16 protein-coding genes are annotated in these 20,066 nt (G+C 66.6%); 10 read left to right on the top strand and 6 right to left on the bottom strand.

Going from position 1 to position 20,066, the window contains the following annotated elements; translation table 11 throughout:
* Nucleotides 1-28: 28 nt before the first annotated feature.
* Complete coding sequence (locus BRAO375_RS27990; protein ID WP_009030802.1) at nt 29-2,233, bottom strand: transglycosylase domain-containing protein; 2,205 nt, start codon at nt 2,231-2,233, stop codon at nt 29-31.
* Between the two features lie 147 nt (nt 2,234-2,380).
* Here BRAO375_RS27990 and BRAO375_RS27985 point away from each other — a divergent pair, with 147 nt between their 5' ends.
* From BRAO375_RS27985 to BRAO375_RS27970, 4 genes are all read left to right on the top strand, one after another.
* Entirely contained in the window at nt 2,381-2,806 is a 426-nt protein-coding gene (locus BRAO375_RS27985) for a DUF1330 domain-containing protein (protein ID WP_009030801.1), read from the top strand.
* Between the two features lie 357 nt (nt 2,807-3,163).
* Nucleotides 3,164-3,478 carry an ArsR/SmtB family transcription factor gene (locus BRAO375_RS27980; RefSeq protein WP_035642701.1) on the top strand — a complete coding sequence of 105 codons (315 nt, stop codon included), beginning with the start codon at nt 3,164-3,166 and terminating at the stop codon, nt 3,476-3,478.
* Entirely contained in the window at nt 3,475-3,834 is a 360-nt protein-coding gene (locus BRAO375_RS27975; RefSeq protein ID WP_009030799.1) for an SRPBCC family protein, read from the top strand. The genes BRAO375_RS27980 and BRAO375_RS27975 overlap by 4 nt, the downstream gene beginning before the upstream one ends.
* Nucleotides 3,835-3,877: 43 nt before the next feature.
* The gene (locus BRAO375_RS27970; RefSeq protein WP_009030798.1) at nt 3,878-4,495 is read left to right on the top strand and encodes an ATP-dependent Clp protease proteolytic subunit; all 618 of its coding nucleotides are present in this window, start codon (nt 3,878-3,880) and stop codon (nt 4,493-4,495) included.
* Nucleotides 4,496-4,784: 289 nt separating this feature from the next.
* Here BRAO375_RS27970 and BRAO375_RS27965 read toward each other — a convergent pair whose 3' ends face one another.
* The 4 genes from BRAO375_RS27965 to BRAO375_RS27950 form a co-directional block, all read right to left on the bottom strand.
* Nucleotides 4,785-6,032 (bottom strand): ABC transporter substrate-binding protein, encoded by a 1,248-nt coding sequence (locus BRAO375_RS27965; RefSeq protein WP_009030797.1) that lies wholly within the window; start codon nt 6,030-6,032, stop codon nt 4,785-4,787.
* Nucleotides 6,033-6,311: 279 nt separating this feature from the next.
* On the bottom strand, nt 6,312-7,535 hold the full coding sequence (locus tag BRAO375_RS27960; protein WP_009030796.1) for an ABC transporter substrate-binding protein: 1,224 nt from the start codon (nt 7,533-7,535) through the stop codon (nt 6,312-6,314).
* Nucleotides 7,536-7,919: 384 nt separating this feature from the next.
* Nucleotides 7,920-8,285: a DUF1304 domain-containing protein gene (locus BRAO375_RS27955; RefSeq protein ID WP_035642699.1), complete on the bottom strand. Its 366-nt coding sequence runs from the start codon at nt 8,283-8,285 to the stop codon at nt 7,920-7,922.
* A gap of 97 nt (nt 8,286-8,382) precedes the next feature.
* The gene (locus BRAO375_RS27950; RefSeq protein WP_009030794.1) at nt 8,383-11,178 is read right to left on the bottom strand and encodes a [protein-PII] uridylyltransferase; all 2,796 of its coding nucleotides are present in this window, start codon (nt 11,176-11,178) and stop codon (nt 8,383-8,385) included.
* Nucleotides 11,179-11,373: 195 nt separating this feature from the next.
* Here BRAO375_RS27950 and BRAO375_RS27945 point away from each other — a divergent pair, with 195 nt between their 5' ends.
* The 6 genes from BRAO375_RS27945 (at nt 11,374) to BRAO375_RS27920 (ending at nt 16,582) form a co-directional block, all read left to right on the top strand.
* Entirely contained in the window at nt 11,374-12,348 is a 975-nt protein-coding gene (locus BRAO375_RS27945) for an aliphatic sulfonate ABC transporter substrate-binding protein (protein ID WP_009030793.1), read from the top strand.
* Nucleotides 12,349-12,713: 365 nt separating this feature from the next.
* Nucleotides 12,714-13,562, top strand: coding sequence for an ABC transporter permease (locus BRAO375_RS27940; protein ID WP_009030792.1), 849 nt, complete (start codon nt 12,714-12,716; stop codon nt 13,560-13,562).
* Nucleotides 13,562-14,347 (top strand): ABC transporter ATP-binding protein, encoded by a 786-nt coding sequence (locus BRAO375_RS27935; RefSeq protein ID WP_009030791.1) that lies wholly within the window; start codon nt 13,562-13,564, stop codon nt 14,345-14,347. The genes BRAO375_RS27940 and BRAO375_RS27935 overlap by 1 nt, the downstream gene beginning before the upstream one ends.
* Nucleotides 14,348-14,403: 56 nt before the next feature.
* Nucleotides 14,404-14,916, top strand: coding sequence for an OsmC family protein (locus BRAO375_RS27930; protein WP_009030790.1), 513 nt, complete (start codon nt 14,404-14,406; stop codon nt 14,914-14,916).
* A gap of 248 nt (nt 14,917-15,164) precedes the next feature.
* Nucleotides 15,165-15,956: a hypothetical protein gene (locus BRAO375_RS27925; RefSeq protein WP_009030789.1), complete on the top strand. Its 792-nt coding sequence runs from the start codon at nt 15,165-15,167 to the stop codon at nt 15,954-15,956.
* Between the two features lie 116 nt (nt 15,957-16,072).
* Nucleotides 16,073-16,582 carry a TIGR02594 family protein gene (locus BRAO375_RS27920; RefSeq protein WP_009030788.1) on the top strand — a complete coding sequence of 170 codons (510 nt, stop codon included), beginning with the start codon at nt 16,073-16,075 and terminating at the stop codon, nt 16,580-16,582.
* 253 nt (nt 16,583-16,835) lie between these two features.
* On the opposite strand, the gene mutS is transcribed toward BRAO375_RS27920, so the two are convergent.
* A complete protein-coding gene (mutS, locus tag BRAO375_RS27915) occupies nt 16,836-19,580 on the bottom strand; it encodes a DNA mismatch repair protein MutS (protein WP_009030787.1) in 2,745 nt (914 codons plus the stop codon).
* Nucleotides 19,581-20,066: the final 486 nt, after the last annotated feature.

The raw sequence follows: 20,066 nt of genomic DNA, 5'->3' as shown, positions 1-20,066 counted from the left end.
CGCGATCAGATCAGCCCGACGCCGCAGCTCAGCGGCCGCCGAACAGGCGGTCCACCAGCCAGCCGTCGAGGCCAGCGGCGGACTCGGGCCGGACGTTGCCACGGCCGGGATTCGGTGCCGGCGAGCGCGCGGAGTAGGCCGCATTGGGAGCGGGGGCCGTCGGCGCCGTGATCTGCGAGGCGATCTGGGCGAGCGTGGGCACGAGCCCTGAGCCTTGCGCGTTCGGCAGCGCTGCGACCGGCACGCCCTGGTGCGCCGCGCGCATGAACCGTGTCCAGACCTCGACCGGAAGGCCGCCGCCGGTCGCCTTCCTGGTCGGCGAGTTGTCGTCATTGCCGAGCCAGACGCCGGTGACGAGGCGCGCGGTGTAGCCGATGAACCAGGCGTCGCGGAAATCCTGGCTGGTGCCGGTCTTGCCGGCGGCGACCCAGCCGGGGATCTCGGCCTTCTTGGCGGTGCCGGAGATCAGCGTCTCCTGCATCATCTGGTTCATCATCGCGGCATTGCGCGGCTCGATCACCTGCGCCGGCTGCTCGGCCTGACGCATGTAGAGCAGCTTGCCGTCGAGCGTCTTGATCCGCGTCACCACATGCGGCGACACGGCAAGCCCGCCATTGGAGAACGGCGCGTAGGCGCCGACCAGCTCGATCATCGACACCTCGGAGGTGCCGAGCGCGATCGACGGGTTGGGGTCGAGCTTGGAGGCAATGCCAAGGCGGTGCGCGGTGCGGACCACGTTCTTTGGCCCGACCTCGAGGCCGACCCTGACGGCCACGGTGTTGAGCGACATCGCCAGCGCCTGGGTCAGCGTCACCGGGCCGAAATACTCCTTCGTGTAGTTCTCCGGCCGCCAGCCTTTCAGATCGAGCGGCGCGTCCTGGCGGACCGTGTCCGGCGTCAGGCCCTGCTCGATCGCGGTGAGATAGACGAACGGCTTGAAGGCGGAGCCCGGCTGGCGCTTGGCGGTGACGGCGCGGTTGAACTGGCTGTCCGCGTAGTTGCGGCCGCCGACCATGGCGCGAACGGCGCCGTCAGGCGTCATCGCCACCAGCGCGCCCTGGCTGACGTTGAACTTCACGCTCTTCGCGGCGAGCTCGTCGATGATCGCGGCTTCGGCCACGCTCTGCAGCTTCGGATCGATCGTGGTCTCGACGACGATCGACTCCTCGACCTGGCCGACGAGATCGTCGAGCACCTCGCCGATCCAGTCGGCGACGTAGTTGACGGTGCCGGCGCCGGCCGGCTTCACCGCTACGCTGGGATGCGCGATCTGGGCCTGCGCCTGCGCCTCGGTGATGAACTTGGCGTCGGCCATCGCCGCTAGCACGGTCTGCGCGCGCTTCGCCGCGCCCTCCGGATTGCGGTTCGGCGCCAGCCGCGACGGCGACTTGACGAGGCCGGCGAGCATCGCCGCTTCGGCGACCGTCACCTGCCGCGCCGACTTGCCGAAATAGCGCTGCGCCGCGGCCTCGACGCCGTAGGCGCCGGAGCCGAAATAGACGCGGTTGAGATACAGCTCGAGGATCTCGCGCTTGGAATATTTGCGCTCCAGCCACAGCGCCAGCTCCGCCTCCTGCAGCTTGCGGGCGAGCGTGCGCTCCTGGGTCAGGAACAGGTTCTTGGCGAGCTGCTGCGTCAGGGTCGAGCCGCCCTGCGACACGCCGCGATGCAGGATGTTGGCGACCACGGCGCGGCCGATGCCGATCGGATCGATGCCCCAATGCTGATAGAAGCGCCGGTCCTCGATGGCGATGAACGCCTTCGGCAGATAGGGCGGCAGATCCTTCAGCGCGACATTGGCGCCGGCCATCTCGCCGCGCTGCGCCAGCATGGTGCCGTCGAAGCCGACGATCTCGATGGTCGGCGGCCGCTTCGGGATCTCCAGCGACTGGATCGGCGGCAGATGCGCGCCGGCCCAGATCACGACGCCGACCAGCGCGATGACGCCCCACAGGCCGCACACGACAGCCCAATAGGCCATGCGGCCGATCGACATCCCCCAGCGCGATTTGGCTCGGGCCGGCTTTGATTTCGGTGGAGTGGGTTTCGGCTCGCGCGCCGGCACATCATCCTCGTCCGGTTCGACCGGTTTCTTCTTCGCGGACTTCTTCGGCGGATCCTCGCCGGCCGGAATCCGATCCTTGGGGTCGAGGCGCAAATCGGCCATCGCCGCCGCAAGGCCGAAACGCGGCTCCTTGCGGCCGCCGCCGCCCTGTTTCCGTCCCCGCGCCATACGCAACCCGAGCCCTGCCGTCCGACCACGGTAATGTCCGGAGTTTAAGGGGCAGTTAGGAAAAGCTTAACGCGCAATTAGGAGTTCCCCGCCGTCCACGCCGCGTTATGGTTAAGCCAAGGTAAACAACGACAAGCGAGGAAGCTGATGGGCCATATCGATCCCACCAAGGAGGTGTTCGCGCAGTTCCGCGACAACGATCGGCCAGGTCCGATCCACATGCTGAACCTGGTTCGGCTGCGCAAGGAGGCGGCCTATCCGGACGGACGCAAGGTCAGTGGCGCGGAAGCCTATGCCGCCTATGGTCGCGAGAGCGGCCCGGTGTTCGAACGCCTCGGCGGCCGCATCGTCTGGCAGGGCCGCTTCGAGCTGATGCTGATCGGCCCGCAGGAGGAGCGCTGGGACCACTGCTTCATCGCGGAGTATCCGTCGGTGCAGGCCTTCGTCGAGATGATCCGCGATCCGGTCTATCGTGAAGCGGTGAAGCATCGCCAGGCAGCGGTGGAGGACTCGCGGCTGATCCGCCACGCGGTGCTGCCGATCGGGAAGAACTTCGGCGAGGTGCCGGAGTGATGCTCCGGCCTGCGACGCGACGAGCTGCCTCGGCAACAACCGCATCCTTATTGGCCTGCCGTGAATCGTGCGAGGTAAAAAAGCTGTCGTCCCGGACAAGCCCGCTGACGCAACGCGTCAGCGGGCGCAGATCCGGGACCCATACCGCGTGATCCATCTTGAGGCAGGTCAGCACGCTGAGCCTGTTGTGCCCCAAGCGACGCCCGGGGTTATGGGTCCCTGCGTTCGCAGGGACGACACCGGTGATGGACTGGCGTCGGGGCAGACCGAGATGAGCTATCGATGAGCAGCTCGCGGTGCGGGCCTTCTCGGAATGTCTGCTTGCGCATCACATAAGTGTATGCTTATGTCATCGCCATGATCGAGAGCGACATCTTCAAAGCCCTGGCCGATCCGACCCGCTACGCGATCTTCGAGAAGCTCGCGGCCGGCAGCATGAATGCCAGCGCGCTGCGCGAGGGCATGACGATCAGCCAGCCGGCGATGTCGCAGCACCTCGCGGTGCTGCGCAATGCCGGGCTGGTGCGCGAAGAACGGCAGGGGCGGTTCGTCAATTACGAGGTGGATCCCGAGGGACTCGCGCTGATCGCGCGCTGGCTGGCGAAGTACCGCGCCTACTGGCCGTCACGCGTCGATGCGTTGAAATCCTTGCTGAAGGACATGGATCAATGAGTGATCTCGACGCTGACAAGCAGGGCGACAGCCTCGTTCTCGACTACGACCTCGATGCGCCGCCGGAGAAGGTCGGGCGCGCGCTCAGCATCCCGGCGCTGCGCGACAGCTGGTTGCCGGATGGCGATCTGGCCCACGATGCGCCGATCTCCGCCACGCCTGGCGAAGAGGTCAGTTATCGCATGCGCGACGACGAGCCGCCGTTTCTCGAGAGCATCGTCACCTTCCAGCTGACACCCAATGCGGTGGGCGGCACGCGGCTCAGAATCATTCACGGACCGGCCGTCACACGCGCGATGGCGCGGGCGCCGACAGCGGCCAACAGCAATGCGCGCTGCCTGATGCGCGCGGCCTGAGCCGTCACTTCTTCCGACAAGCCACCTAGCCTGGAGGTCGCCGATGCGCGAAACGATGCAACTCGTCCCGATGGTCATCGAACAGTCGAGCCGGGGCGAACGCTCCTTCGACATCTATTCGCGGCTGCTCCGCGAGCGCATCGTGTTCCTCAACGGCGAGGTCAACGACACCGTCTCCGCTCTGGTCTGCGCGCAGCTCTTGTTTCTCGAAGCCGAGAACCCGAAGCGGCCGATCCATCTCTACATCAATTCGCCCGGCGGCGTGATCACCAGCGGGCTCGCGATGTACGACACGATGCAGTTCGTCAAGGCGCCTGTGCATACGGTGTGCATGGGGACGGCGCGGTCGATGGGGTCGCTTCTGCTGATGGCGGGCGAACCCGGCGAGCGGACCGCGCTGCCCAATGCGAGCCTCCATGTCCATCAGCCGCTCGGCGGCTTTCAGGGACAGGCGTCGGACATTCTGATCCACGCCCGAGAGATCGAGCAGACCAAGCGCCGCGTGATCCGGCTCTATGCCGAACATTGCGGGCGCAGCTACGAGGACGTCGAGCGCACGCTCGATCGCGATCACTTCATGACGGCGGACGAGGCGTTGGACTGGGGCCTGATCGACCGGGTCGTGAAGCAGCGCGACTTGGCGAGCGTCAGCGGTGATTGATCGTCTGCCACGTCGGATGCGTGGACGGAGTTTTGTGCGCCTCCATCTCCACGTCGTCATGGCCGGGCTCGTCCCGGCCATCCACGTCGTCCGGCATCCTGAGAACGACGTGGATGGCCGGGACAAGCCCGGGCATGACGGAGTAACTCACGTGTTTGATCGCTCGTAACGAGAGATGCGCGATGACGCGCCGTCTTCTGGCAGGCAGTCGTCATCAAACCAGTCGCCGCGGCGTACTGGATGCCCGCCTGCGCGGGCATGACAGCGGTGGTTGAGGAAGCGTTCGGGCCTACCCCGCCGCGCCCGTGTCCTCGATGATCGGGCCGAACAGCTCCCAGCGCTCGCCGTTGAAGCGCATCATCTGCATCTGCTTGTTGATGCGGAAGTCGGTCGGGGAGGTGTTGATGGAGAGGCCGGGCAGCGCGAGGCTCGGGACGAAGCCCTTGATGCTGGCGGCCTGGCGCATGACGTTCTCGCGCGTGAGATCGTCGCCGCACTGGCGCAGGATCTGCACCAGAAGCTCTGCGGTCGAATAGCCGTAGGTGTTGACCGTGTTGAGCTTGTCGCCCTCCGGATAGTACTTGTCCATGAACTCGAAATAGGCCTTGACGCCCGGATCGTCCTTCCACTGCGGATCGGCCGGGTCCTTGCCGTAATTGGTGCTGATGATGTCCTTGGAGATGTCGAGGCCGGCCGGCTTCAAGGTCGCCGACACCGGGCTCGCATTGATGTCGAGGATGTGCACCGGCTTCCAGCCGAGATCGGCCAGCTTCTTGATCGCCTGCGCCGCGAATTTCGGCGTCGAGGCATTGTAGAGCAGGTCCGCGCCGGATGATTTCAGCTTGACGATCTGCGAGTCGACGGTCGGATCGGACAACTCGTAGGACGCCTCCGACACGATCATCGTATCGGCCTTGGCGCCGAGGCCGCTCTTGAGGCCGGCGATGTAGTCACGGCCGAGATCGTCGTTCTGGTAGAGGATGCCGATCTTGGCGTTGGGGTGGTTGGCGAGGATGTATTTGGCGTAGATCCGCCCCTCCGACTGGTAGTTCGGATTGTAGGCGATGGTCCACGGGAAGTTCTGCGGATCGGTGAAGCGCGAGGCGCCGGTCGAGGCCAGCAGCTGCGGCACCTTCTTGCCGTTGAGATATTTCTGCACGGCGGCGTTGGACGGCGTGCCGATGATCTGGAAGGTGAACAGCACCTCGTCGCCTTCGACGAGCTTGCGCACCTGCTCGACCGCCTTGGGCGGCGAATAGGCATCGTCGTACTGAATCAAATTGAGCTTGCGGCCGTTGATGCCGCCCTTCTCGTTGATCATCCGCAGGTACGCGGCCTGGGTCTTGCCGATGCCGGCATAGGCCGAGGCGGGACCCGAGAATGGCACGGTCTGGCCGATCTTGATCTCGGTGTCGGTGGCGCCGGTGTCGTATTTCTTCTGGGCGTAGGCCGACGTGGAAAGCGCGATGGCAAGCGACGCGGTGAGTGCGATGGCGCGCGTTGGGGCGCCGACGAGACCGAGCAGTGACGTTCTCATGAAGTCCTCCCTCCCGTGATGTGTGCGATGATCTTTGTTGGTTGTTGTGTCGCCATCGCTGCACGCGAGTGTGGAGGAAGCAAGTCGACAAGGCAACGCTTGTTGGAGCGACCAACCGGCGCATTTCGTGCCGCAACGCAAAAGGGCTGCGCGATTGCGCAGCCCTTTACCGGTGATGTTGTTGTCGCGTCATTCCGGGCGCTGCGCAGCAGCGACCCCGGAATCTCGAGGTTCCGGGTTCGTCGCTGGCGCGACGCCCCGGAACGACGGTGAGCCGAACTAACCCGCCGGACCCTTGTCTTCCAGGATCGGGCCGAACAGCTGCCAGCGCTCTCCGTTGAACTTCATCATCTGGAGCTGCTTGTTGACGCGATAATCGGTCGGCGAGGTGTTGATCTTCATGCCGGGCAGCGACAGGTCGCCGACGACATCCTTCAGCGAGGTCGCCTGCTTCATGACGTTCTCGCGGGTGAGATTGTCACCGCACATCCGCAGGATGGTCACCAGCAGCTCGGCGTTGCCGTAGCCATAGGTGTTGAAGTTCGAGTTCTTGTCGCCTTCCGGATAATACTTGGCCATGAAATCGAAATAGCGCTTCATGCCCGGATCGTCCTTCCACTGCGGATCGAGCGGGTCCTTGCCGTAATTGACCGAGATCACGCCCTTGGACGCCTCCAGCCCGGCCGGCTGCAGCACGGCGCCGACCGACGTCGCATTGATGTCGACGATATGGACCGGGTGCCAGTCGAGCTCGTGCAGCTTCTTGATCGCCTGCGCAGCCTGCTTCGGCGTCGCGGCCGAGAACAACAGGTCGGCGCCGGCCGATTTGATCTTCAGCAGCTGCGAGTCGATCGTCGGGTCGGAGACCTCGTAGGACGCTTCGGCGACGATCATCGAGGCCTTGTCGCCCAGGCCGGCCTTGATGCCGTTGAGATAGTCCTTGCCGAGATCGTCGTTCTGATAGAGCACGCCGATCTTGGCATTGGGGTGCTCCTTCAGAATGTACTGGCCGTAGATGCGCCCTTCCGTGAAGTAGTTGGGATTGTACCCCATGGTCCAGGGGAAGTTCTTCGGATCGGTGAACTTGGTGGCGCCGGTGGCCGCGAACAGCTGCGGCACCTTCTTGGCGTTGAGGTATTTCTGGACGGCGGCGTTGGACGGCGTACCGATGATCTGGAAGGTCAGCAGCACCTCGTCGTCCTCGACGAGCTTGCGCACCTGCTCGACCGCCTTCGGCGGCGAATAGGCGTCGTCATACTGGATCAGCTTGATCTTGCGGCCGTTGATGCCGCCCTGCTCGTTGATCATGTTGAAATAGGCGGCCTGGGTCTTGCCGATCGAGGCGTAGGCCGAGGCGGGACCCGAGAACGGCACGGTCTGGCCGATCTTGATCTCGGTGTCCGACGCGCCGGGATCGTACTTCTTCTGGGCCTGGACTGACGTAATGGAGAGGGTGGTGGCCACTGCGGCCACGCCGGCAAGACGGAAAATTCCCTGTCGCATGGGGTCTATCGTTCCTCCTGATGTTTTGTGCGGCTGGTCTGCCCGTGGGCGCCATCGCTGGGAGGGAGTGTGGAGGAACGGGGGGGCCGGCGCAAGCCGAGGGAGCACGGGGGGGGGGGGCGGCGGTTCCGGCGGGCGGAGCGCCGGCGCGCGGGCTCCGAGGGCGACAATCAGGTTGGAGTAAAGCTGCCGCCTCACATTCGGTGTCGTCCCGGCCAAGCCCTGGCGTCGCGCAGCGACGACGGGGCGCAGAGCCGGGATCCATAGCCACAGACCATCGTGTGGCGAGGACTCGGAGTGTCGTTCGTGCCGCAAGCGCCGCCCGGGGTTATGGGTCCCGGCTCAAGGCCGGGACGACACCGGTTGTGGAGACGCAGCCCCGCCTCAGCCCGCGAGCCAGACCAGAATCAGGCCGATCGTCGCCGGTACGCTCTGGATGAACAGGATCTTGCGGCTGGCGGTGGCGGCGCCGTAGAGGCCGGCGACGAGCACGCACAGCAGGAAGAAGATCTTGATCTGAAAGGCGAACGCCGGCGCGGGGTGCGCCAGGCCCCAGAACAGGCCGGCGGCGAGGAAGCCGTTGTAGAGGCCCTGATTGGCGCCGAGCACCTTGGTCGCCTCCGCGCGGTCGGGCGTATTGTTGAACGCCCGCAAGCCGGCCGGCTTGGTCCAGAGAAACATCTCCAGCACGAGAATGTAGACGTGCAGCAGGCCGATCAGCCCGACGACGATGTTCGCGATCAATGCCATTGTTCGGCTCCCCCAAGCCGTGCCGGCGACGTTGCCGGTCCTCTCCATGAACTCTGTCGGGACGGCTCTAGGCCGCCCTGGAACGCTCAACACATACTCACGCCGCCGGCTGTGCCGCCGCGTCGTCGCTCGCCAACAGATGCAGCAGCGCGCTCTTGATCGCCGCCTGTCGCGTCGGTGCATTGATCTGCGCGCCCAGCAGGTCGGTCACGTAGAACACGTCGCGCGCGCGCTCGCCGAAGGTGGCGACATGCGCCGAGGCGATGTTCAGGTTCAGCTTCGAGATCGCCGTGGTCAGCTCGTAGAGCAGGCCGGGCCGGTCGAGGCCGGAGACCTCGATGACGGTGTAGAGCTCCGACCATTGATTGTTGATGGAGACCTCGGGCTCGACCGAGAATGCCTTGTGCTGCTTGCCCCTGGTGGTCCGCCGCGCCACGGCGTCCGGCAGCCGCAGCTTGCCTTCCAGCACCTGCTCGATGGTCTCGCCGATCCGCGTGGCGCGGCGGCCTTCGTCCTCGTCGCGCTCGTACTCGCGGGAGATCGCGATGGTGTCGAGCGCGCGGCCGTCGGTGGTGGTGTAGATCTGGGCGTCGACGATGTTGGCGCCGGCCGACGCGCAGGCGCCGGCGATGATCGACAACAGCCACGGATGGTCCATGGCGAAGATCGTCAGCTCGGTGACGCCGCGCGCCGGATCGAAGCCGACATTGATCGCGAGCTTGTGGCCGGCGTCCTCGCTCGATCGCACGAAGCGGGCGTGGCGAATCTTGCGCGGCAGCTCGACCTTGAGCCAGTAGGCCGGATAGTGCCGGCCGATATAGGTGTCGAGCTCATCCGCCGGCCAGTCGGTGAAGGCGTTGCGGAACTCGGCCTGGGCCGCGGTGATGCGCTTGGCGCGGTTAACCTCGGAAAAGCCGCCGGTCAGCACCGGCTCGGTCTCGTAGTACAGCGTGCGCAAGAGCTGCGCCTTCCAGCCGTTCCACACGCCGGGGCCGACGCCGCGGATGTCGGCCGTGGTCAGGATCGTCAAAAGCTTCATCTGCTCGACCGACTGCACCACGGCGGCGAACTTCTCGATGGTGCGGCGATCCGACAGGTCGCGCGACTGCGCCACCGTCGACATCGTCAGATGCTCCTCGATCAGCCAGGCGACCAGCTCCGTGTCGGCATTGTTGAAGCCGAGTCGCGGGCACAGCCGCCGCGCGATCTTGGCCCCGGCGACCGAATGATCCTCGGGCCGGCCCTTGGCGACGTCGTGCAGCAGCACCGTGATGTAGATGACGGCGCGATGCTCGGGCCGGATCTTGCGCATCAAATCGGAGGCCAGCACGAACTCGTCATTGCCGCCGCGCTCGATCTCCTGCAGGAAGCCGATGCAGCGGATCAAATGCTCGTCGACCGTGTAGTGATGATACATGTTGAACTGCATCATCGACACGATGCGGCCGAAGGCGCTGATGAAGTGGCCGAGCACGCCGGTCTCGTTCATCCGCCGCAGCACGGTCTCGGCGTCATTGGAGGTCAGGATCTCCATGAACAGCCGGTTGGCCTCGGGATCGTCGCGCAGCTCGGTGTTGATCATGTTGAGCGAGCGCGTGACCGCGCGCATCGCGTCGGGATGGAAGGCGAGGTTGTTCTTCTGCGCGAGACGGAAGATGCGGATCAGGTTGACCGGATCGTGCTTGAAGACGTCGGGCGCGGCAAGGTTGATGCGGTTGTTGTCGACGATGAAGTCGTCGCTCTCCGGCACGCGCCGCCAGGTCGAGCCGGTGGTCAGGCGCGAGATCATCCGGCTCAGCACCGGCGCCGCCTTGGCCTGCTGGTCCTCGAGCTTGGCGCACAGGATGGCGGTGAGGTTGCCGACCTGCTTGGCGACCAGGAAGTAGTGCTTCATGAAGCGCTCGACGTCCTGCATGCCCGGGTGGCTGGTGTAGCCGAGTCGGACCGCGATCTCGCGCTGCAGGTCGAACGACAGCCGCTCCTCGGGCCGGCCGCTGACGAAGTGCAGATTGCAGCGCACCGACCACAGGAAATCCGCGCAGCGCCGGAAGGTGCGGTATTCATGCGCGTCGAACACGCCGCGCTCGACCAGCTCGGCGGTCTCGCGCACGCGGTAGACGTATTTGGCGATCCAGAACAGCGTGTGCAGATCGCGCAGGCCGCCCTTGCCGTCCTTGACGTTGGGCTCGACCAGATAGCGCGACTGGCCGCCGCGGCGATGCCGCTCCTCGCGCTCGGCGAGCTTGGCGGCGACGAATTCGGCGGCGGTGCCCTGGACGACCTCGCTGTCGAAGCGCTGCACCAGCTCGTCATAGAGCGGCTTGTCGCCGGCCAGATAGCGCGTTTCCAGGATGGCGGTACGGATGGTCATGTCGCCGCGCGCCTGGCGGATCGATTCATCGACCGAACGTGTGGCGTGACCGACCTTCAGCCCCATGTCCCACAGCGAATACAGGATGGCTTCGGCGACCTGCTCGCCCCAGGCGGTCTGCTTGTAGGGCAGGATGAACAGGAGATCGATGTCGGACTCCGGCGCCATCAGGCCGCGGCCGTAGCCGCCGGTGGCGACGATGGCCATACGCTCGGCGCCGCTCGGCACGTCCGAGCGATAGAGATGCTCGGTCGCCGCCGCGTAGAGAATCCGGATGATCTCGTCCTGCACGAAGCAGAGCCGCTCGGCGCAGCGCCGGCCGTGACGGTCCTTGAGCAGCTGCGCCTGGGCCGCGGCGCGCGCCTTGACCAGCTCCGCTTTCAGGAACTGCACGACGGCGGCGCGGAACATGTCCTCCCGGCCGGAGTGCTGCTTGGCCAGGGCATCGACCGCGGCCGCGATGCCGGCGCTGTCGAAATCGGCCGAGGTGAAGGCTTTGGAATCTGTGGCGACGCTGTCCATGGATGCAACCGGATATCGAACAAGGCCCGTGCTGTCACGAAACTTCCAATGCAGCAATCATTCCATGCTGTCACCGGTTCATGGCGGATGATGATCGTGCTGGAGGGGCCAGCCGAAAGGAAAAACAATTCTCGTTGAGCCCTGGCATAACACCTTGAAACAACACCAATGTTTTTAGGCTTGAGGAGGTTGACGATGGGTGGATGGACGAGGCGGGGACTGGCCGGGCTCGCGGCCGTGATTCTACTGGGCTGCGGCGTTGCAACAGCCGCGGACCAGCCCAAGGAAATCCGGATCGACTGGGCGACCTACAATCCGGTGTCGCTGGTCCTGAAGCAGAAGGGCCTGCTCGAGAAGGAGTTCGCCAAGGACGGCATCAGCATCGTCTGGGTGCAGTCGGCCGGCTCCAACAAGGCGCTCGAGTTCCTCAACGCCGGCTCGCTCGATTTCGGCTCGACCGCCGGCTCCGCCGCGCTGGTCGCCAAGATCAACGGCAACCCGATCAAGTCGATCTACGTCTATTCGCGGCCCGAATGGACCGCGCTGGTCACGGGCAAGGACTCCAAGATCGCCTCGGTCGCCGACCTCAAGGGCAAGCGCGTCGCGGTGACCCGCGGCACCGATCCGCACATCTTTCTGGTCCGCGCACTGCTGGCGGCCGGGCTGACCGACAAGGACATCACCCCGGTGCTGCTGCAGCATGCCGACGGCAAGGCCGCGCTGATCCGCGGCGACGTCGACGCCTGGGCCGGGCTCGACCCGATGATGGCGCAGGCCGAAGTCGAGGAGGGCGCAAAACTGTTCTACCGCAAGGCCGACGCCAACACCTGGGGCATCCTCAATGTCCGCGAGCAGTTCTTGAAGGACAATCCGGAGATCGTCCGCCGCGTGCTCGCGACCTACGAGGTCGCCCGCAAGGATGCGCTGGCGAATTACGACGACCTGAAGAAGACGTTTATCGCGGTCACCAAGCTGCCGGAGACGGTGGTCGACAAGCAACTCAAGGAGCGCACCGAGCTGACCCACAGCCGCATCGGCGCCCCGCAGCGGGAGTCGATTCTGGCGGCCGGTCTGGCGCTGCAGCAGGCCGGCGTGGTGGATGCGCAGGTCGACGTCAAGGCGACGCTGGATGCGTTGATCGACGACCAGGTCCCGCTGCCGACGAACTGACGTGGCCTACGCGTGCGCTTGCGCCAAGGCTCACGCCGACGCTCGCGCTTGCGCAAAGCGACCCGACCAGAACCGGTAGCGCGATTAAAAGCCGGTGTCGTCCCGGACAAGCCCGGCAACGCGCCAGCGTTGTCGGGCGCCGATCCGGGACCCATACTCCGTGCAGGTCGTGTGGCGGCACGCTGGAGCGGCATCTCGCCTGGCCACACCCGCCGCGGAGTATGGGTCCCGGCGCGGAGGCCGGGACGACACCGAATTTGTGGCGCCGCTGTTGGCTCAAACCCTGACGGGCGCGCCCTCATCTCCGCAAACGACATCGCGCTGTCACCCCGCCTTGCATTCCCACGCGAGACGCTGTTCTCACTATGATCATGACTGTCGAATTGCAGGCCCCCGCCGTGGCCGCCACCCCCCAAACCGCCAGCCGGCCCTGGGCCGCGCGCCTGGCGCGGCCGCTGCTCGGGCTGCTGTTGCCGTTGTCGCTGGCGCTGGCCTGGGAGCTCGCGGTCTGGGCCGGCTGGTCGAATGGCCGGCTGGTGCCGCCGCCGTCAAAGGTCTTCACCACCATCGCCGAGCTTGCCCGCTCCGGCGAGCTGACCCGCCACATCACGATGACCCTGACCCGCGTCGGCATCGGCTTCGGCCTCGGCGTCGCCGCCGGCACCCTGCTCGGCGGCATCTGCGGCTATTGGGGCTTGGCGCGCCGGCTGATCGACCCGACGGTGCAGGCGCTGCGCGCGATTCCGTCGATCGCCTGGGTGCCGCTGTTCATCCTCTGGCTCGGCATCTTCGAGACGTCCAAGGTGGCGCTGATCGCGGTCGGCGTGTTCTTCCCGGTCTATCTCGGCCTGACCGGCGCGATCCTCTCCGTCGACCGCAAGATCGTCGAGGTCGGCCGCGTCTTCCGCCTGTCCGGCCCGGCGATGATCCGCCGCATCCTGTTGCCCGCCGTGCTGCCGGCCTACGTCGTGGCGCTGCGCGTCGGCCTCGGCCTGGGGTGGATGTTCGTCGTCGCCGCGGAGTTCATGGGCGCCTCCGAGGGCCTCGGCTACCTGCTGATCGACGGCCAGCAGCTCGGCAAGCCGGCGCAGATCGTCGCCGCCATCGTCATCTTCGCCATCATCGGCAAGGCCACCGACTGGCTGCTGGAGATCGCCACCGCGCCGCTCTTGCGCTGGCAGGACAGCTTTGCGCGCCAGAGCGGAGCCGCCTGATGCTGCAGCTTCAATCCGTCACCAAGGTCTATCCCAACGGCGTCCACGCGCTGGAGCGGTTCTCGTCCGAGATCCAGCTCGGCGAGATCATCGCCATCATCGGCGGCTCCGGCTGCGGCAAGTCGACGCTTCTCCGGGCGATTGCCGGGCTCGACCGGGCCAGCAACGGCACCGTCACGCTCGACGGCGAAGCGATCGCGGCGCCGCATGCCAAGGTCGGCATCATCTTCCAGGAGCCGCGCCTGCTGCCCTGGCTCACGGTCGCCGACAATATCGGCTTCGGCCTGTCCGAGCTGCCCGCCGCCGAGCGCCGCGAGCGCGTCGCGCGGGCGCTCGAACGCGTCGGCCTTGCTGACAAGGCCAAGGTGTGGCCGCGCGAACTGTCCGGCGGCCAGGCGCAGCGCGTCGCGATCGCCCGCGCGCTGGTCGCGCAGCCGGAGGTGCTGCTGCTCGACGAGCCGTTCTCGGCGCTCGATGCCTTCACCCGCAAGGACCTGCAGGACCATCTGCTCGACCTCTGGGCCGACACGCGCCCGACGCTGATCCTCGTGACCCACGACGTCGAGGAGGCGGTGGTGCTGGCCGACCGCGTGCTGGTGATGCGGCCGCATCCCGGCCGGCTGTTCGAGGAGATCACCATCAATTTGTCGCGCCCGCGCGACCGCAATGCGCCGCTGTTCGAGCAGTTCAAGCGCCACGTGCTGACCGCGCTCGACCGCTCGCTCGATCGGACGGTGCCGGATACGCAAGGCAGGCGTGAGCCCGGCGGCGGGCTGTGGTGGTGACATCGGCGGCTTGGCCCGGTACATCTGTTCCGAAATGACTCCGGGAGAGAACGACAATGGATGCTGCCGAGCTGCGCGCCATGCAGGCGCCGATCAAGGAACGCTACAAGGCTGACCCCTCCGCCGCCGTCATCACGCTGAAGGCCAAGGGCGAGGTCGGCGGCGACGGCCTGACCTGCAAGCTCGAGACCGGCCGCGCGCTGGCCGTCGCCGGCCTGCATCCGGCCACCGGCGGCTCCGGCCTGGAGCTGTGCTCCGGCGACATGCTGCTGGAGGCGCTGGTCGCCTGCGCCGGCGTCACCCTGAAATCGGTCGCAACCGCGGTCGAGGTGCCACTCAAGAGCGGCCTCGTGCTGGCCGAAGGCGATCTCGATTTCCGCGGCACGCTCGGCGTCGACAAGGAGGCTTCGGTCGGCTTCCAGGAAATCCGCCTGCGCTTCGAGGTCGACACCGATGCCCCGCAGGACAAGCTCGATCTGCTGCTCAAGCTCACCGAGCGCTATTGCGTGGTCTATCAGACCATCAAGAACGGCCCGAAGGTGTCGGTGAGCTTGAAGCGGGTGGCGTAAGCCGGACGCCGCGTCCGCTCACGTTGTTCCGCGCGACGGAAGACGCTGTCGGGGAGCGTCGTGAGTTAGTTGCTCGTCATGGCCGGGCTTGACCCGGCCATCCACGTCCATCGTTTCGGGCGGAGAGACATGGATGCCCGGGTCAAGCCCGGGCATGACGATGTGGGACGAGCCGACGACCATCTGAAAGTCTCACTTGCGGTTGCGCGCTCGTAACGGGCGGAGAACCGCCCCTGCCGCATGAACTGATGTCCCTCGATCCCTCCTTCCTGCTCGTCCTCGGCCTGCGCATGGCCATCGCGGCGTCGTTCGTGGTGTCGGCCTCGATGATCGCCGAGCGTACCGGCCCCGTGATCGGCGCGCTGGTCGCCACCCTGCCGATCTCGGCCGGGCCGACCTACGTGTTCCTCGCGCTGGACCACGATGCGGCCTTCATCGCGCAGGGCGCGCTGACCAGCCTGCCGATCAACGCCGCGACCATCTTTCTCAGCCTCGCCTACGCCGTGCTGGCGCAGCGCCACAGCGTGGGGGTGGCGAGCGCCACCGCGGTCGCGGTGTGGCTCGGTCTCGCATCCCTCATCAAGAGCGTGCAGTGGACGCTTGCGATGGGCATCGTCGCCAACATCGTCACCTTCGCGATCTGCCTGCCGCTGCTGCAACGATACCGTCATGCGAAAATGCCGCTGATCACGCGCCGCTGGTACGACGTGCCGTTGCGCGCGTCGCTGGTCGCAACGCTCGTCGCCACCGTCACCTCCGTCTCCGGTTGGGCCGGTCCGAGCGTCTCCGGCATCCTCGCGCTGTTTCCGATCGTCTTCACCTCGATGATGCTGATCCTGCAGCCGCGCATCGGCGGCCCGGCAACGGCCGCCGTCATGGCCAACGGCGCCTGGGGCCTGATCGGCTTCTCGCTCGCCGTCGTCGTGCTGCATCTCGGCAGCCTGCATCTCGGCGCCGTCGCGGGCCTCAGCGGCGCGCTCGCCACCTGCGTCGGCTGGAATCTCGGCCTGTGGGCGCTCGGCCGCCGCCGGACGGCCTGAACCCCCAGCTTCATCAGCTCCGGTTGCATGTCGCAAGCCTTGAACCTTGGCGAGGGCGCCGGCGACAATGCAACTGATAGGTGGGTCAACGGTTGAACGGCAGCAGGAGGTGTAATATGCCGACCGCAGATGGGACTACCAATGGGCAGCCGAAATGGATCGCGAACGGCCTGAAGGACCTCGGCTTTCACGAGACTGGCAACAATCGCGGCATCAAGAAGTTCATCGACCAGGCGCATTGCGGCTCGGAGGGCGATCCCTGGTGCGCGATCTGGACCAACGCCAAGCTCGAGCAGAGCGGCGTCCCCGGCACGCGCAGCGCCTCGTCGCAATCGTTCCGCACCAACAAGAATTTCGTCAAGCTCGACAAGCCCGCGCTCGGCGCGATCGCGGTCTATACGCGCGGTAAGCCGAACTCCGGCCTCGGCCATGTCGGCTTCTACATGGGCGAGACACGCACCCAGGTGCTGACCCTCGGCGGCAATGAGAGCGACGCGGTGCGCGAGCAGTTCGAGCCGAAGACGCGGCTTGTCGGCTACTTCTGGCCGAAGTCGTTAGAGCTGCCGAAGCTCGGCGCCGTCAAGGTCAGCTCCGAGGACGGCCACCCCGTCGGCTCGAACGATTGAGCGAGGGCCGCGGGTCGATGATGTCGGGCGGGCAAAGCGAAGCGTGCCCGCCACCTTCATCACGCGCTTCAAATGGTGGGCACGACACTGCGCATCTTTGCCCACAATACGACCCCCTGCTCCGTCATTGCGAGCGTAGCGAAGCAATCCAGGGCTCGGGTGGAACTCTGGATTGCTTCGGCGCAAGGGCGCCTCGCAATGACGGAGAGTGTGGCCCGAGCTGCCTCCCGACTACCGGAATGACGCCAGACAATTAGGTCTTCGGCAACTTCGCCTTCAGCCGATACAGCGCATCCAGCGCTTCGCGTGGCGTCATCTCGTCCGGATGCAGCGCCGACACCGCAGCGATCAGCTCCTCGGTCTCCCTCGACATCGTCGGCTCCGCGGCCGCGCGCGACGGCACGGCGAACAACGGCAGATCATCCACCAATGCGCGCGCGTTCTGGCCGCGGTCGGCGGCCTCGAGCTTCGCCAGCACCGATTTCGCACGGCTGATCACCGCCGGCGGCAGGCCCGCGAGCTTCGCCACCTGGATGCCGTAGGAGCGGTCGGCGGAGCCGGGCAGCACCTCGTGCAGGAACACGACATCGCCCTGCCATTCCTTGACGCGCACCGTGGCGTTGAACAGCCGCGGCAGCTTGGCGGCGAGCGCGGTCAGCTCGTGGTAGTGCGTGGCGAACAGCGTACGGCAGCGGTTGCTCTCATGCAGATGCTCGATCGCGGCCCAGGCGATGGAGAGGCCGTCGAACGTCGCCGTGCCACGGCCGATTTCGTCGAGGATCACCAGCGCGCGCTCGCCGGCCTGGTTGAGGATCGCCGCGGTCTCGACCATCTCGACCATGAAGGTCGAGCGCCCGCGCGCGAGATCGTCGGCGGCGCCGACGCGCGAGAACAGCCGGTCGACGATGCCGATGCGGGCGCGGCTCGCCGGCACGAACGAGCCGATTTGCGCCAGCAAGGCGATCAGTGCGTTCTGGCGCAGGAAGGTCGATTTGCCCGCCATGTTCGGGCCGGTGAGCAGCCAGAGCTGTCCACTCTTGTGGCCCGGCGTCGGCGACAGATCGCAGGAATTGGCGATGAACGGCTGGCCCTCGCGCTTCAGCGATTGCTCGACCACCGGATGGCGGCCGCCCTCGATCGCGAAGCCGAGCGAGCCGTCGACCTCTGGTCGGATGTAGTTGTCGTCGACCGCGAGCTTGGCGAGCGCGGTGGCGACATCGAGCATCGCGAAGCCATGCGCGGCGGCGCGCAGATCGTCGCCGATCGCCAGCGCCTGCGCACAGAGACGCTCGAAGATCTCAAGCTCGAGATTGAGCGCACGCTCGCCGGCATTCGCAATCTTCGCCTCGATCTCGCCGAGCTCCGAGGTGGTGAAGCGCACCTGTCCCGCGAGCGTCTGCCGATGGATGAAGGTCGCGTTGAGCGGCGCCGACATCAGCTTGTCGCCGTGCTGCGCGGTCACCTCGACGAAATAGCCGAGCACGTTGTTGTGCCGGATCTTGAGCGCCTTGACGCCGGTCTGGTCGGCGTAGCGCGCCTGCATCGAGGCGACGACGAGCCGCGAGGCGTCGCGCAGATTGCGCGTCTCGTCGAGCGTCGCATCATAGCTGGATCGCACGAAGCCGCCGTCGCGCTTGATCAGCGGCAGCTGCTCGTCGAGCGCGCGGGCAAATTCGTCGGCCAGCGCGCGCGCCGGCCGCGCCAGCGCCGCCATCACCGACGCGATTTCTTGCGGCGGCTGGTCGAGCGCGGAGAGCCGCGCCAGCGCCTGGTCGGCGGCGAGGATGCCGTCGCGCAAGGCGGCGAGATCGCGCGGCCCGCCGCGCCCGACCGACAGCCGCGCCATCGCGCGTGTCATGTCCGGCGCGCCGCGCAGGATGGAGCGGATGTCCTCGCGCGCCGCGCTGTCGGCGACGAACACATTGACCGCATCGAGCCGCCGGCCGATCTGCGCCGGCTCCGTCAAGGGTGCAGCCAGGCGCTGCGCCAAAAGCCGTGAGCCGGCCGAGGTCACCGTGCAGTCGATCGCATCGAGCAGCGAGCCGCGGCGCTCGCCGGCGAGCGTGCGCGTCAGTTCGAGATTGGCGCGGGTCGCCGGGTCGATCGCCATGGTGCTGCCGGTCGCCTCGCGCGCCGGCGGCGCCAGCGGCGGGCGCTGGCCGACCTGCGTGCGCTCGACATAGGTGACGCAGGCGGCGGCAGCTGTGGCTTCAAGCCGCGACAGCACCGCGAGGCCGTCCATGGTGGCGACGGCGAAGTAGTCGCACAGCCGCCGCTCGGCGGTGGCGCCGTCGAACACGTCGCGCGTCAGCGGCGTCACCGCGGCAAGCTCGCGCAGCACCGGCTCGAACGCCTCGTCCGCGTAGAGAGCATCGGAGACGATGACTTCATTCGGATTGATGCGCGCGAGCGTCGCCGTCAGCTCGGCGAACGCGCATTCGGTGACGATGAAGTCCGAGGTCGAGATGTCGATCCAGGCGAGCCCGAGCCGGTCGCCGCCGGACGAGCCGCGGCTGCGCGCGATCGACAGCAGATAGTTGTTGGCGCGGGCGTCGAGCAGATTGTCTTCGGTCAAGGTGCCCGGTGTCACCACCCGCACCACGCCGCGCTTGACCACGCTCTTGTTGCCGCGCGCCCGCGCCGCCGCCGGATCCTCCATCTGCTCGCAGACGGCGACGCGGATGCCTTGCGCGATCAGCCGGTGCAGATAGTCCTCGGAGCGCTCCACCGGCACGCCGCACATCGGGATGTCCTGGCCCTGGTGCTTGCCGCGCTTGGTCAAGACGATGCCGAGCGCCTTCGAGGCGACCTCGGCATCCTCGAAGAACAGCTCGTAGAAATCGCCCATCCGGTAGAACAGCAGCAACCCGGGATGCGCGGCCTTGATGTCGAGATACTGCTCCATCATCGGCGTGAGCTTGGCCGGCGCCTCGGCAGGCGCGGCCGAGGACACCGACTCTTGCGGAACCGGGGCGGAGATGGGCTGCTGGATCGTCATGGCGCGGAAACTAGCCAATTTGCCCGGACGGTCCTACCGCTTTGCGGAGGCTGTCCCGGTTTTCCACGATGGCAATCTTGCCTCGCGCCGGTGCTGGAGCGAAAGCGCCGGAGAGGACCACCGGTGTCATTCCGGGGCGTGCGCAGCACGAACCCGGATTCCAGCGTGCGGCATCACGCGCGGCCCAATGGATTCCGGGTTCGCCGCGCTGCGCGCGTCGCCCCGGAATGACGGCTCGGGTGGAGCGGCGGTGTGCGCCTTGCTTGCAGTCCCGGCGGCGTCGGCGGTGCAACCTCTCCCCACCCTTTGCGGGGAGAGGTCGGATTGCGCAGCAATCCGGGTGAGGGGCATGGCACATACGAGGCCAAGACCACAGTCCATCGGACGGGCACGGATGTCGCGTCGATGGAGCATGTTGATGCCGCGTCCCACGTCGTTTTTCTGAGCTATTAGTTCGCGGCATAAGAGCTGCACCGCCCGTGCGGC

This window comes from Bradyrhizobium sp. ORS 375 (assembly GCF_000239775.1).
Classification (GTDB): domain Bacteria; phylum Pseudomonadota; class Alphaproteobacteria; order Rhizobiales; family Xanthobacteraceae; genus Bradyrhizobium.
The sequence above is the reverse complement of the archived record's forward strand: the minus strand, read 5'-3'. Positions and strand labels throughout refer to the sequence as shown.